This window comes from Acidovorax sp. Q11, from assembly GCF_054950075.1.
The window spans coordinates 12854-26741 of the sequence record NZ_JBUDZG010000008.1 but is presented as its reverse complement, the minus strand read 5'-3'; the positions used below and the strand labels follow the sequence as shown (position 1 = coordinate 26741).

Sequence of the window (13888 nt, the reverse complement as noted above, 5' to 3'; positions counted from 1 at the left end):
AGGCCACTGCGCAGCAGTGGCCCTTCCGGAAACGCTCAGCCTATCAGGAGCGGGAAGCGCGCTTGCGCTCGTTTTCGGTCAGGTGGCGCTTGCGCAGGCGCACAGACTTGGGCGTGATTTCGACCAGTTCGTCGTCCTCGATGAACTCCACGCCGTATTCCAGCGTGAGGTCGATCGGGGGCGTGATCTTGATCGCGTCTTCCTTACCGGACACGCGGAAGTTGGTCAGCTGCTTGGTGCGCGTGGCGTTCACGATCAGGTCGTTGTCGCGGCTGTGGATGCCGACGATCATGCCTTCGTACACGGGGTCGTTGGCCTTCACGAACATGCGGCCACGGTCGTCCAGCTTGCCCAAGGCGTAGGTGAAGATTTCACCGTCGTCCATGGAGATCAGCACACCGTTCTTGCGGCCACCGATGTCACCCTTGTGCGGCTCGTAGCTGTCAAAGATGTTGGAGATCAGGCCCGAACCACGCGTCAGGTTCAGGAATTCGTTGGTGAAACCGATCAGGCCACGGGCCGGGATGCGGTATTCCAGGCGCACGCGGCCACGGCCGTCGGACTCCATGTTCACCAGCTCACCCTTGCGCTCGCCCAGGGCTTGCATCACGCCGCCTTGGTGGCCTTCTTCAATGTCGGCCGTCACCAGCTCGATAGGCTCGCACTTCTCGCCATTGATTTCCTTGAACACCACGCGGGGCTTGGACACGGCCAGCTCGTAGCCTTCGCGGCGCATGTTTTCCAGCAGGATGGTCAGGTGCAGTTCACCGCGGCCCATCACTTCGAAGATACCTTCTTCGTCGGTTTCCTTCACGCGCAGGGCCACGTTGTGCTGCAGTTCCTTTTGCAGGCGGTCCCAGATCTGGCGGCTGGTCACAAACTTGCCTTCACGGCCTGCCAGGGGCGAGGTGTTCACGCAGAAGTTCATGGTCAGCGTGGGCTCGTCCACCTTCAGCATGGGCAGCGGTGCGGGGTTGGCCGGGTCGGTCACGGTCACGCCAATACCGATGTCCTCAATGCCGTTGATCAGCACGATGTCGCCAGGGCCAGCCAAGGGCGTCTGCATGCGATCCAGACCTTGGAACGTCAGCACCTGGTTCACACGGCCCTTGACGGCCTTGCCATCGGGGCCTTCCATGACGACCACGTCCATCATGGGCTTCAGCGTACCTTGGCTGATGCGGCCCACGCCGATGCGGCCCACGAAGGTGGAGAAGTCCAGCGCCGAGATTTGCAGTTGCAGTGGCGCGCTGGCGTCACCCGTGTTCGGTGGCACGTGCGAGAGGATGGTGTCGAACAGGGCCGACATGTCGGGGCCCCACTGCTCGCCCGGGGCGCCTTCTTCCAGCGACGACCAGCCGTTGATGCCCGAGGCGTACACCACGGGGAAGTCGAGCTGCTCGTCGGTCGCACCCAGCTTGTCAAACAGGTCGAAAGCGGCGTTCACGACCTTGTCGGGGTTGGCTCCGGGCTTGTCCACCTTGTTCACCACCAGGATGGGGCGCAGGCCCAGGGCCAGGGCCTTCTTGGTCACGAAACGCGTCTGGGGCATGGGGCCTTCTTGCGCGTCGATCAGCAGCACCACGCTGTCGACCATGGACAGCGCGCGCTCCACTTCACCGCCGAAGTCCGCGTGACCAGGGGTGTCCACGATGTTGATGTGCGTGCCCTTCCAGCTCACGGCACAGTTCTTGGCCAGGATGGTGATGCCACGCTCTTTTTCAATCGCGTTGTTGTCCATCACGGTATCGACGACCTTTTCGTGGTCGGCAAAGGTGCCGGACTGGCGCAGCAGCTGGTCCACCATGGTGGTTTTGCCATGGTCAACGTGGGCAATGATGGCGATGTTGCGGATCTGTTTAGTCATAGTTTTTCCAATATGCCGCTGTGCGCCATGGACGCGGAATGCGGCGTGCTTTCCAAAATTTGTTGAATTTCCAGCGGACTCAGGAGCCTGTCCGGCACCAGCTCCCCGCCCACGATGTGGCCCACCCCCAGCAGCGCCGGGGGATTCTCGCCAAACACCGCCACGGCACTGGCATCGGGCCAGTTGCCACGGCGACGCACGCCCGACAGGAATCGGGCTGCATTCTCACCGTCCAGCGTGACACGCATGTGTTGTGCCAGCAGTGACTCGGGCGCCTCCAGGCTGGCCAGACGCTCTGCCTCGGGCATGGCCTCCAGCTGCGCCAGCGTGACGCAGCGCTCCACGCCGATGCCACCGGTGTCGATGCGGCGCAGAAAACTGAGGTGTGCCCCACAGCCCAGCGCAGCGCCGATGTCCTCACCCAGGGTGCGGATGTAGGTGCCCTTGCTGCAGGTTACTACCATTTTGATAGCAAACAGTGCTTGATCAGTGCGCGTAAGTGCCAGTTTTAATGCATGGATGACCACATCGCGCGGCTCACGCTCCACCGTGACACCGGCACGCGCGTACTCATAAAGCGCCTTGCCATCCTTCTTGAGCGCGCTGTGCATGGGCGGCACCTGGCGGATGGGGCCTGTGAACTGCTGCTGAACGGCGGCCAGGCGCTCGGGTGTGAGCTGGGCGGGGTCCACCTCGCAGCGCTCCAGCACATCGCCCTCGGCGTCGCCAGTGGTGGTGGTGATGCCCAGCACGGCAATCGCCTCGTACGTCTTGGCGGCCTCAAGCTGCAGCTGGCTGAACTTGGTGGCCGCACCAAAGCACAGCGGCAATACGCCTGTGGCAAGCGGATCGAGCGTGCCAGTGTGGCCCGCCTTCTCGGCGCGCAGCAGCCATTTCGCCTTTTGCAAGGCGTCATTGCTGGACAGGCCCAGGGGTTTGTCGAGCAGCAGCACTCCGTGCACCGGGCGCCGCTGCACCCGGATGCGGGGAGCGCGCTCGGTCATTTTTCCTCGTCGTCTTTGGAGCGGGAAGCCACGGCGCGCGCAATCAGCGCATTCATGTCGGCCGCACGCTCAGAGGTGCGGTCGAACACGAAGTGCAGCGTGGGCACCGTGTGGATGTGCAGGCGCTTGAACAGGCCATTGCGCAAAAAGCCCGCAGCCTGGTTGAGCGCCACCTGGGTTTCCACCGGGTCGCCCGTCAGCAGGCTGAAGAACACCTTGGCGTGGGCGTAGTCGGGGGTCACCTCCACACCCTGCAGCGTCACCATGCCCACGCGCGGGTCTTTCAACTCGCGCGCGATCAGTTCCGTCAGATCGCGCTGGATCTGGTCGGCGACCTTGAAGGCGCGGTTGGGAGTGGCGGATTTCTTCGCAGCCATGTCGTAGTCGTTGCTCTCGTCGTCGCCTCGCCTTACAGCGTGCGTGCGATTTCCTTGATGTCAAAGAATTCGAGTTGATCGCCTTCCTTGATGTCGTTGTAGTTCTTGAGCTTGATACCGCACTCGAAGCCTTCCTTGACTTCCTTGACATCGTCCTTGAGGCGTTTGACCGAATCGACTTCGCCGGTGTAGACCACCACGTTGTCGCGCAGCAGGCGGAAGCGTGCGTTGCGATGGACCATGCCCGAGGTGATGTACGAACCAGCAATCGTGCCGATCTTGGTGGCGACGAACACCGTGCGAATCTCGGCCGTACCGATGACTTCCTCGCGCTGTTCGGGCGCCAGCATGCCGGACATGGCCACCTTCAGCTCGTCCACAGCGTCGTAAATGATGCTGTAGTAGTGCAGATCCACACCATTGCTCTCGGCCGTCTTGCGCGCGCCGGCATCGGCACGCACGTTGAAGCCGATCACGATGGCCTTGGAGGCGATCGCCAGATTGATGTCGGACTCGCTGATACCGCCCACGCCGGCGTACACCAGCTGGACCTTGATTTCGTCGGTCGAGAGCTTGAGCAGCGACTGCGACAGCGCTTCCTGCGAACCCTGCACGTCGGCCTTGACGATGATGGGCAGGGTCTTGACCTCGCCCGCCGTCATGTCGGCGAACATGTTCTCCAGCTTCGCCGCCTGCTGCTTGGCCAGCTTGGTGTTGCGGAACTTGCCAGCGCGGTAGGTGGCGATTTCGCGTGCACGGCGCTCGTCGGTGAGCACCATGAACTCATCACCCGCCTGCGGAACTTCGGTCAAGCCCTGGATTTCCACCGGGATCGACGGACCGGCTGTCTTGGCCACCTTGCCGTTTTCGTCCAGCATGGCGCGCACACGGCCAAAGGTCTGGCCTGCCAGTACCACATCGCCCACCTTGAGCGTGCCGGACTGCACCAGCACCGTGGCCACAGGGCCGCGGCCCTTGTCCAGTTGGGCTTCGATCACGAGACCCTTGGCCAGCGATTCCACTGGCGCCTTCAGCTCCAGCACTTCGGCTTGCAGCAGCACCTGCTCCAGCAGCGTGTCGATGCCCATGCCGGTCTTGGAAGACACGGGCACGAAAGGCGAATCGCCACCGTATTCCTCGGGCACCACCTCTTCAACCACCAGCTCTTGCTTGACGCGGTCGGGGTTGGCATCGGGCTTGTCGGCCTTGGTGATGGCCACGACGATAGGAACACCCGCCGCCTTGGCATGCTTGATGGCTTCCTTCGTTTGTGGCATCACGCCGTCGTCGGCCGCGACCACCAGAATCACGATGTCGGTCGCTTGAGCACCGCGGGCACGCATGGCCGTGAAGGCCTCGTGACCGGGGGTATCGAGGAACGACACCATGCCGCGTGGCGTTTCCACGTGGTAGGCACCAATGTGCTGCGTAATGCCGCCGGCTTCGCCCGCAGCCACCTTGGCGCGGCGGATGTAGTCCAGCAGCGAGGTCTTGCCATGGTCCACGTGGCCCATGACAGTGACCACCGGCGCGCGGGGCAACAGCTCTGCGTTCTGCTGCTGCGAATCGTCGTCGGTGAAGGCTTCTGGGTCGTCCAGTGCTGCCACCACGGCCTTGTGGCCCAGTTCTTCCACCACGATCATGGCGGTGTCCTGGTCCAGCGGCTGGTTGATGGTGACCATCTGGCCCATCTTCATCAGCGCCTTGATGACTTCAGACGCCTTGATCGACATCTTGTGCGCCAGCTCCGCCACCGTGATGGTTTCGGGCACATGCACTTCAATGATGCGCGCCTCGACCGGCGCAGACTGCTGGTGATCGTCGCGCTGGTCGCGGCCGTCGCCACGGCGGCCACGCGGGCCACCACGCCAGTTGTTGCGGCCCACACCACCGCTGCTGTCGCCGCGGGTCTTGATTTCCTTCTTCTTGGCCGTGTCGTTGGCCCAGCTGGAGGACAGCTTGGCCGACTTGACTTCCTTGCCCGAACCCGGGGCAGCACCTGCACCAGCAGGGGCTGCGGCCCCCGTGCGAGGAACACTGCTACCAACGGCAGGCTTGTGCAGCGTGCCCTTCTTGGCATCCCCCACCGCCGCAGGCTTGGCCACGGGCTTGGGTTCTTCGGGCTTCTTGGCGACCATGACCGCCTTCTTGGGCGTGGCCATCATGGCGCGAATGGCTTCCGCCTCGGCCAGGGCCTTGCGGCGGCGCTCTTCCAGATCACGGGCGCGGGCAGATTCTTCGTCCGAACGGGCCTTGGCTTCTGCCTGGGCCTTCTCGCGGGCTTCGGTCTGCGCAGCGGCTCGTGCAGCAGCTTCTGCCGCCTGTTCACGCGTGGCTTCCTGCTTCACGGCCGAGGCCTGGGCCTTCTTTTCGGCTTCCTGGGCCGCATAGGCAGCTGCACGCTCTTCGGCTTCGCGCTCGCGCTTCTCGCGGGCTTCGCGCTCGGCGCGCTTCTCGGCCAGCTCGGTCTCCTGGCGGCGGATCAGCTCGGCCTGGCGGCGGGCTTCTTCTTCGCGGCGGGCCAGTTCCAGGTCTTCGCTTGACACAGCGGCTTCTTCCATGACCGCAGTTGCAGTCTCGGCAGTCGCATCAGCGCCTTCATCCCGCTGGATGAAGGTGCGCTTCTTGCGCACTTCCACCTGGATGGTGCGCGCCTTGCCCGTGGCGTCGGCTTGTTTGATCTCGCTGGTGGACTTCTTCACCAGGGTGATCTTCTTGCGGTCGGCAGATGCCGTGCCATGGCTGGCCTGCAGGTATGCGAGCAGCTTTTGCTTGTCCGACTCGGTCAATGCGTCGGAGGGGGCAGCCTTGCCCACGCCCGCAGCTTTGAGCTGGTCGAGCAGGGTTTCAGGCGATTTTTTGAGTTCGGTTGCGAACTCGGCGACAGTGTTACTGGACATATGTGGTTCGTGCCTCCCTGACCCTTACTCTTGTTGCCCCGCGAACCAATGTTCGCGCGCCTTCATGATCAAGGCTTTGGCGTCGTCTGCAGACTGTCCGGTCAGGTCGGTCAGCTCATCAATGGCCAGGTCGGCCAGGTCGTCACGTGTATGCACACCGCCGTCAGCCAGCTTGGCAATCAGTTCGGGGGTGAGGCCTTCGAGGTCGCGCAGGTCCTGGGAGACCTCTTCCACGCTTTCCTCACGGGCGATTTCCATGGTCAGGAGGGCATCCTTGGCACGGGCACGCAGCTCGTTGACGGTGTCTTCGTCGAAACTTTCGATCTCCAGCATTTCCTGCAGCGGCACATAGGCCACTTCTTCCAGGCTGTTGAAGCCTTCGGAGATCAGGATGTCGGCGATTTCCTCGTCCACATCCAGCTTTTCCATGAACAGCTTGCGGGCCGTGTCGGTCTCGTTGGCCTGCTTCTGCGCGCTTTCGGCGGCGTCCATGATGTTGATCTTCCAACCCGTCAGGTCGGAGGCCAGGCGCACGTTCTGGCCACCACGGCCGATGGCGATGGCGAGGTTTTCCTCGTCCACCACCACGTCCATGGCGTGTTTTTCTTCATCAACCACGATGGAGGACACATTGGCCGGGGCCAGCGCACCGATCACAAACTGGGCCGGGTCTTCAGACCACAGCACGATGTCCACACGCTCGCCAGCGAGTTCATTGGTCACCGCATTCACACGGGTGCCGCGCACGCCGACGCAGGTGCCGATGGGGTCCACGCGCTTGTCGTGCGACAGCACGGCAATCTTGGCGCGCGAGCCGGGGTCGCGGGCGCAGGACTTGATCTCCAGCAGGCCTTGTTCGATTTCGGGCACTTCCTGGCGGAAGAGTTCGATCATGAACTCGGGCGCCGAGCGCGACAGGATGATGGGCGCGCCACGCAGCGTGAGGTCCACCTCCATGATCATGGCCCGCACGCGGTCGCCGCTGCGCAGGTTTTCCTTGGGGATCATCTCGCCACGGCGCAGACGGCCTTCCACACGGCCGGATTCGACAATGATGTCGCCCTTGTCCATGCGCTTGACGGTGCCGGTGAAGATGCGTTCGCCGCGCGACATGAAGTCGTTGAGCAGCATTTCGCGCTCGGCGTCGCGGATCTTCTGCAGGATGACCTGCTTGGCAGCCATGGCACCAATGCGGCCGATGGGCACGGACTCGACACCTTCTTCGATGTACTCGCCCACCTCGATGTCGGGGATGCGCTCCTGCGCGTCCATCAGCAGCTCTTCGGCTTCAGGGTTCTGCAGGCCGGCGTCGTCAGGCACCACCAGCCAGCGGCGGAAAGTCTCGTAGTTGCCGCTGTCGCGATCAATCGACACGCGGATGTCCACCTCGCCCTGGTACAGCTTCTTGGTAGCCTGGGCCAGGGCCGACTCCACGGCGCCCAAGACCACATCACGCTCCACGTTCTTCTCGCGCGAAATGGCCTCAACCAACATCAACAATTCGCGATTCATGCGACGACTCTCCTGTTTCAATCACCCGAAGATGGAAGGCTGCGCGCAGCGACCACCCACCCCAATCCATTCAGCAACTCAGGCAGCTGCCGACCCGGCCTTGCCCGCACGCCCCTTGAAGTCCACGATGGGCGCCAGGCGCGCATCCCGTAGCTCGTCCAGGGTAAAGCCCAGCGCCTGCAAGGGGGCGGGCACACGTTTTTTGCTCACTTTTTGACCTGGCTTGACCGGCGGCTCGTCACTCCAGACGATTTGCCAGCCACCCGCCTCGGCGCGCTCCAGCGTGCCGCGAAATTTCTTGCGGGTGGCATTGACCTGCCCCCCGCCTGCAGCGCCAATGGGCGCCTTCAAGGTGATGTCGATGACCGCGCCTTCAAAACGCACGAAATCCTGCTCGTGGCGCAAGGGGCGGTCGATGCCGGGAGACGACACTTCGAGGCGCTTGTATTCCACGCCATCCACTTCCAGCGCAAACTGCAGCTGGCGGGTGACCTTCTCGCAATCCTCGACGGTGACGAACTGCTCGATCACAGGGGTGGGCGCATCAGCGGCCGGCTGCACCCAGGGCAAGTCGATGGTGACGCGCAGCAAACCACCGGCGGAGCGTTCAATCTCCACCAGGTCATAGTCCAGGCCCGTCACAATTTGTTCAACGACTTGCTGTAGTGCCACGTGTTCTGTTCAATCCCGGAAAAACAAAAAACCCGATAACCCCCGGAGACTTCTCCGGCAGCTTCGAGCTCGAAAAGCAATCGACCAAAAAAAACGGGCGGTTGGTACCCGCCCGTTTGGTCGTGAGGCTCTTATTGTAACGCGTAAAGCATTGATTTGCAAAGACAGCGCATGCGGCGAGCCCCGCATGCTGTTGCTAACACGCCAGCGCGGCGGCCTGGTGACTTTGGTGACTCCACAAGCGCGCCCCGCCCGCCCAGCCATGCGTTCTTGCTACAACGACGATAGCGGCTGCAGCAGCTCGGCCAGATCGCTTTCGGTAAATAGCGGCTCCTTGCGGGCTGCGGCCTCGCTGTAGAGGCTGTCCGCGAGCTGCGCCTTGCGCTCCTGCAGGGCCAGGATGCGCTCCTCGATCGTGCCCTGCGCCACCAGCTTGACCACCCACACGCTCTGCGTCTGGCCGATGCGGTGGGCGCGGTCGGTGGCCTGGTTTTCCACCGCCGGGTTCCACCAGGGGTCGAAATGGATCACGGTGTCGGCCTGCGGCAGGTTCAGCCCCACCCCGCCCGCTTTCAGGCTGATGAGAAACAGCGGGACCTGCCCGCTGGTGAACTGATCGATGATCGCGTCGCGCTTCTGGCTTTGCCCGGTGAGCTTGACCCAGGGCAGGTTGCGCTTCTTCAGCTCGGCTTCGATCAGCGTGAGCATGCTGGTGAACTGCGAGAACAGCAGAATGCGCCGCCCCTCGGCCAGCATATCGGGCAGCAAGGCCATGAGCTGCTCCAGCTTGGCCGAGGTCTTGACCTTTTTGGCAGCATCCAGCGGCACCAGCGCCGGGTGGCAGCACACCTGGCGCAGCTTGAGCAGTGCATCCAGGATGGTGATCTGCGATTTGGCCAGGCCTTTTGTCTGCAGCGCCTCGCGCACGGTCTTTTCCATCCCCAGGCGAATGGTTTCGTACAGGTCGGCCTGCGAGCCGCTCAGCTCCACCGGCATCACCGACTCCACCTTGGGCGGCAGTTCCGCCGCCACCAGCGCCTTGGTGCGCCGCAACATGAAGGGCGTGACGCGGGCGCGCAGCTGTACCAGGCGGGCCGTGTCGCCTTGTTTTTCGATGGGGTTGCGGAACAGCTCCTTGAAGCGCTGCTGGCTGCCCAGAAAACCCGGCATCAAGAAATGGAACAGGCTCCAGATTTCACCCAGGTGGTTTTCCATCGGCGTGCCCGACAGGCACAGACGGTGGCGCGCCTGCAGCTCGCCCACCACCTGCGCGGCGTGGGTGCTGGCGTTCTTGATGTTCTGGGCTTCGTCCAGCACCACCAAGTGCCAGGGCTGCGCCAGCCAGCGTTCGCGGTCGCGCTGCAGCAGCGAATAGGGGGCGATGACGATGTCGTGTTCGGCCACCGCGTCGGCCACGGCGTGGCGGCCCGCGCCGTGCAGCACCAGGCAGCGCAGGCCGGGGCAAAAACGCGCGGCCTCGCGCTGCCAGTTGCCCATCAGGCTCACGGGCGCAATGATGAGGGCGGGGTCGCTCAGGCGGCCCGCGTCTTTTTCGACCTGGATGTGGGCCAGCGTCTGCAGCGTCTTGCCCAGGCCCATGTCGTCGGCCAGCACCCCGGCCAGCCCATGGGTGCGCAGAAACTGCAGCCAGTTCAGCCCCTGCTGCTGGTACGGCCTCAGCGTGGCCTGCACACCCGCCGGCACTGGCACGGCGGGCAACGCGCTCGCGCCCTGCAGCTGCGCCACCAGGCTGCGCAGCGCATCTGCGCCCTGCCACACCGCGCCCTCGCCCAGGGCGGCGCTGGTGCGCAGCGCGTCCAGACGCGAGAGCTTGAGGCTGTCGCCGCTGAAGTCGTGCGCGCGGTCGCCCACCAGGTCCAGCAACGCGGCCATCCAGGGCCGCAGGGTGTCGGTGGGCAGTCGCACAAAGCCAGGGCCGTTGTGCGATGGCAGATACACATGCGACGGCAGTTGGGGCTGCCCCGTCGCAGGGTCCAACGGCTGGGCCGCCGCGGCAGCAATCAGCTCGGGCAGCCAGGGCAGGACGTTGTGGCGCACGCCGTTGATTTCCATGCCCAGCGACAGCGCAAACCAGGGGGATGTGGCCTCATCGTCGCCGCTGGGCTGCAGCGCAACGTCCAACGTGTCGGCATGTGTGATCCAGCCGTTCAGCGCGGCATCCCGCGTGAGTTCAAACCCCGCGTCGCGCAGCACCGCGAAGCCGTTGTCGGCCCAGTGCATCCAGTCGTTTTGCGATTGCTCGCCGGGAATGCCGAACAGGCCATCGTCCGTCCCCAGCAGGCCCAGGTCCATCAGGCGCTCGATGGCATCCAGCTCGGCCATCGCTTCGCGCTGCAACAGCACCTGGCCGCCGTCAGCGCCCGACACCAGCACGCCCAGCTCCTGCCCGGCCCACCAGCCCACATGGCCCTGGTAGTCAAAACGCAGCTGGGCGGTGATAAGGCCGAGGTAGGGAACATCGGATTCAGGCACGGGCGCCAGGTGCAGGCGCGCCACGGGCTTGGCACCCTGCACACGCGTCAGGGGGCTGAGCACCGGCGGCAGCGGCAACATGCCGCCCAGGCGGCTGGCCACATCGGCGTGGTGCTTTTGCAGCGCGGCGGTGCCCAGCGGGGGCGCCTGCAGCAGCAGTTGCAGTTGTGCGGCGCTCAACCCCTCGGCCAACACGGGGCCACACAGGCCCTGGTCGGTGTCCAGGTACAGCGGGGGGTCGTTGGCGCACAGCGTGGCGCTGGGGCTGGGCAGGCGGGCCTGCAGGCGCCAGGCACTGTCGCCGTCGGCCTGGGGGGCCGGGGTTTCGTTCCAGGCCCAGGCAATGGGCAGCGGCTCGCCCCAGCGCAGGGGCGCCCCCACCGTGGCGCCGCCCGCATCGGCAAACAGACGGCCCGTGGCGGCGGCCTGCTGCAATGCCAGCAGGCCCACCGTGCCTTCGAGCACGCCCGACGGCGCGCCGCTGTAGGCCGAGTAGTAACCCAGGCTGCGCGGCATGGCACGCAGCAGCTGCAGCAGCTGGCGGTCGGCATCGGTGGCGCGGTCGTACACCGCCTGGCCGGGGCCGGGCTGGGTGCGGATGGTCTTGGGCTTGGCCCAGCCGCCGGTCACTTTGGCGTAAGACACCACGGCCTCGATCTGCAGCTGCGGCGCGCCAGATCGCAGGCGCCCCACGGTGGAGAGCAGATAGAGATAACACTCGGGCCGGTCTGCGCGCGCGCCCGGCGGGGGCGGCACAGCGTTGTCGGCGGCCAGGTCCCAGTCGTGCAGCCAGCGCACCAGGCGCGCCTCGGCCTCGGCGCGGGCCTGGGCGGCCACGCGGTCTTGCATGGCCTGCAGCGCCTGCACGGCCTGGGCCGACAGGGGCGCGGGCGCGGATGAGGGTGCGAGCGCCGGGCCCGAGCGCAGGTGCGCCGCCTTCAGCGTCAGCGCCACCGCATGTTTGCAGTCTTCCCCGACCGGGCAGCTGCATTCGCCCGACCACGCGCTGACCTGGCCGTTGGGCGCCAGCTGCAGTTCTACCGACAGCCCATACGGCTCGGGCTGGGTACCCTGCACCTCGCCATGGATGGTGAAGGCGCTGTCGCCGCGTTCCTCGATGTCGATGTGGACCACCGCCGCCTGGCGGAAAAGATCCATGCCCCGCGACCAGGCGCCTTTTTCGCACCAGGCCTGCAGCGAGTTGATGGGAAACCAGGGTGCGGAGGAGGAAGACACAAAGTTCAAGGAAAAAACGCCTCTTGCGCGCGACCATCAAGCGCAATCAGCTATCAAAACAGGAGCAAAAAAACCCGCAATGCCTCAGCGCCCGCGCGCGGCCCGCACGCGCTCGAACACGCCCTGGGCATCGGCCCCTGCCCCGGCACCGCTGCCGGGGGTGGCCGACTGCAGGCTGGCCAGCAGCCGCGCCAGCACCGGCGCCTGGGGCAACAAGGGGCCCAGGAACAGCGCACGCTCGCCGTCGGCAATCAGCAGCGTGGGGAAGGTTTCCACGTCCAGGTCACCCGCCAGATCGGATTCGTCCTCGATGTCCACCCATTCAAACCGCACGTCCGGGTGCGCGCGGGCCAGCTCGTCAAACAGGGGGCGGTAGATGCCGCAGGTGCCGCACCAGGCCGCACACAGGCACACGGCCCACCAGCCACCGGGCGTAGCGGCCGCAGGGCTTGAGGGGGTGGACGGGGGCAGTGTGGCGGGGCTGGACATCAAACGGGCTCCTGGGGCTGGCGCAGCAGTCCGTCAACACCAGCGGACCCGCTACAAACCGCGCCGTTCCCGGGCGCGGTAAACCTCGATGGTACCCACCCCGGGCGCCCGGTTGCCCCAGCTGTTGCGCACCAAGGTGGTCACGGCTGCAATGTCTTCGTCGGACAACAACTGCTGGAACGGCGGCATGCCGTGTGGGCGCGGGTTGCCCGCCGTGGCGGGCAGATAGCCGCCCTGCAGCACCACGCGCACCAGGTTGGTGGGGTCGGCCAGCGTGACGGCGCGGTTGCCCGCCAGCGCGGGGAAGGCGCCGGGCTCGCCCTGCCCCTGGTCGCCGTGGCATTGGGCGCAGTGCTGTTCGTACACCTTGGCGCCACGCCCCAGGGCGCTGGCCGGGGGCGCAGCCCCGGCAGCAGATGCCTTGTGCTCCTGCTGCGGCAGCGCCTGCAGATACACCGCCATGGCACGCGCATCGGCATCGCTCAGATACTGCGTGCTGCGGAACACCACCTCGGCCATGGGCCCCAGCACGGAGCCCTGCGGGGCCACGCCGGTTTTCAGCAAGGCCACCACGTCGTCGGTCGCCCACTCCTTCACGCCCGCCTCATGCGCGGCATTGAGCGCAGGGGCATACCAGTTCTGCACCGGGATCAGCCCGCCCGTGAACGCCTTGGCGTCGGTGGTGGCACCCAGCGCGTTGCGCGGTGTGTGGCAGGCGGTGCAGTGGCCCAGGCCGTTGACCAGGTAGGCGCCCCGGTTGTACTCGGCCGTTTGCGTGGCCTCGGGCCGGGGCGCTCCGGGCGTGAAGAACAGCGCCCGCCACACGCCCAGCGCCGCCTGCGTGTTGTACGGAAACCGCAAGGCATGCGGCCGATTGGCGTCGGCAGCGGCGGGAATGCTCTGCAGATACGCAAAGATTGCGTCCGAATCCTCGCGCGTCACCTGCGTGTAGTTGGGGTATGGAAACGCCGGGTACAGCAGCCGCCCGTCCTTGCTGCGGCCATGGTGCATGGCGCGCCAGAACTCGGCCGATGTCCACGCGCCGATGCCGTGGGCCTTGTCGGGCGTGAGGTTGGAGCTGTGCACCACACCAAACGGCGTCTCGATGCCACGCCCACCCGCAAACGGCGCCCCGCCCTGCGTGGTGTGGCAGGCCATGCAGTTGCCCACGCGGGCCATGTACTCGCCGCGCTGAATCAATTCAGGAGTGCTCTGCAGGGTCTCGCCAGCGGGCAGAGGCTCCTCGCCGCGCAAGTTCAGGCTGATCAGCAGTGCTGCCGCGATGCCCAAGGCGGCCAGAACGGAAGAGATTGTCCAGAGGATGCGTTTCATCGGTGC

At 65.3% G+C, this 13888-nt stretch carries 9 protein-coding genes; all 9 read right to left on the bottom strand.

Annotation, left to right across the window (positions count from 1 at the left end; genetic code table 11):
* Positions 1–43 precede the first annotated feature (43 nt).
* Positions 44–1867: a translational GTPase TypA gene (typA, locus tag ACYZGB_RS09045; RefSeq protein ID WP_462387919.1), complete on the bottom strand. Its 1824-nt coding sequence runs from the start codon at positions 1865–1867 to the stop codon at positions 44–46.
* Positions 1864–2871 carry a tRNA pseudouridine(55) synthase TruB gene (truB, locus tag ACYZGB_RS09040; RefSeq protein WP_462387918.1) on the bottom strand — a complete coding sequence of 336 codons (1008 nt, stop codon included), beginning with the start codon at positions 2869–2871 and terminating at the stop codon, positions 1864–1866. The genes typA and truB overlap by 4 nt, the downstream gene beginning before the upstream one ends.
* On the bottom strand, positions 2868–3248 hold the full coding sequence (gene rbfA, locus ACYZGB_RS09035; RefSeq protein ID WP_462387917.1) for a 30S ribosome-binding factor RbfA: 381 nt from the start codon (positions 3246–3248) through the stop codon (positions 2868–2870). The genes truB and rbfA overlap by 4 nt, the downstream gene beginning before the upstream one ends.
* A 32-nt stretch (positions 3249–3280) precedes the next feature.
* The gene (gene infB / locus ACYZGB_RS09030) at positions 3281–6148 is read right to left on the bottom strand and encodes a translation initiation factor IF-2 (protein WP_462387916.1); all 2868 of its coding nucleotides are present in this window, start codon (positions 6146–6148) and stop codon (positions 3281–3283) included.
* A gap of 24 nt (positions 6149–6172) precedes the next feature.
* The gene (gene nusA / locus ACYZGB_RS09025) at positions 6173–7660 is read right to left on the bottom strand and encodes a transcription termination factor NusA (protein WP_063460731.1); all 1488 of its coding nucleotides are present in this window, start codon (positions 7658–7660) and stop codon (positions 6173–6175) included.
* A 78-nt stretch (positions 7661–7738) separates the two neighbouring features.
* Positions 7739–8332 carry a ribosome maturation factor RimP gene (rimP, locus tag ACYZGB_RS09020; protein ID WP_124514387.1) on the bottom strand — a complete coding sequence of 198 codons (594 nt, stop codon included), beginning with the start codon at positions 8330–8332 and terminating at the stop codon, positions 7739–7741.
* 273 nt (positions 8333–8605) lie between these two features.
* Positions 8606–11983 carry a DEAD/DEAH box helicase gene (locus ACYZGB_RS09015; protein WP_462388024.1) on the bottom strand — a complete coding sequence of 1126 codons (3378 nt, stop codon included), beginning with the start codon at positions 11981–11983 and terminating at the stop codon, positions 8606–8608.
* A gap of 162 nt (positions 11984–12145) precedes the next feature.
* The gene (locus ACYZGB_RS09010; RefSeq protein ID WP_462387914.1) at positions 12146–12550 is read right to left on the bottom strand and encodes a thioredoxin family protein; all 405 of its coding nucleotides are present in this window, start codon (positions 12548–12550) and stop codon (positions 12146–12148) included.
* 51 nt (positions 12551–12601) lie between these two features.
* On the bottom strand, positions 12602–13882 hold the full coding sequence (locus ACYZGB_RS09005) for a c-type cytochrome (RefSeq protein ID WP_462387912.1): 1281 nt from the start codon (positions 13880–13882) through the stop codon (positions 12602–12604).
* Positions 13883–13888 lie beyond the last annotated feature (6 nt).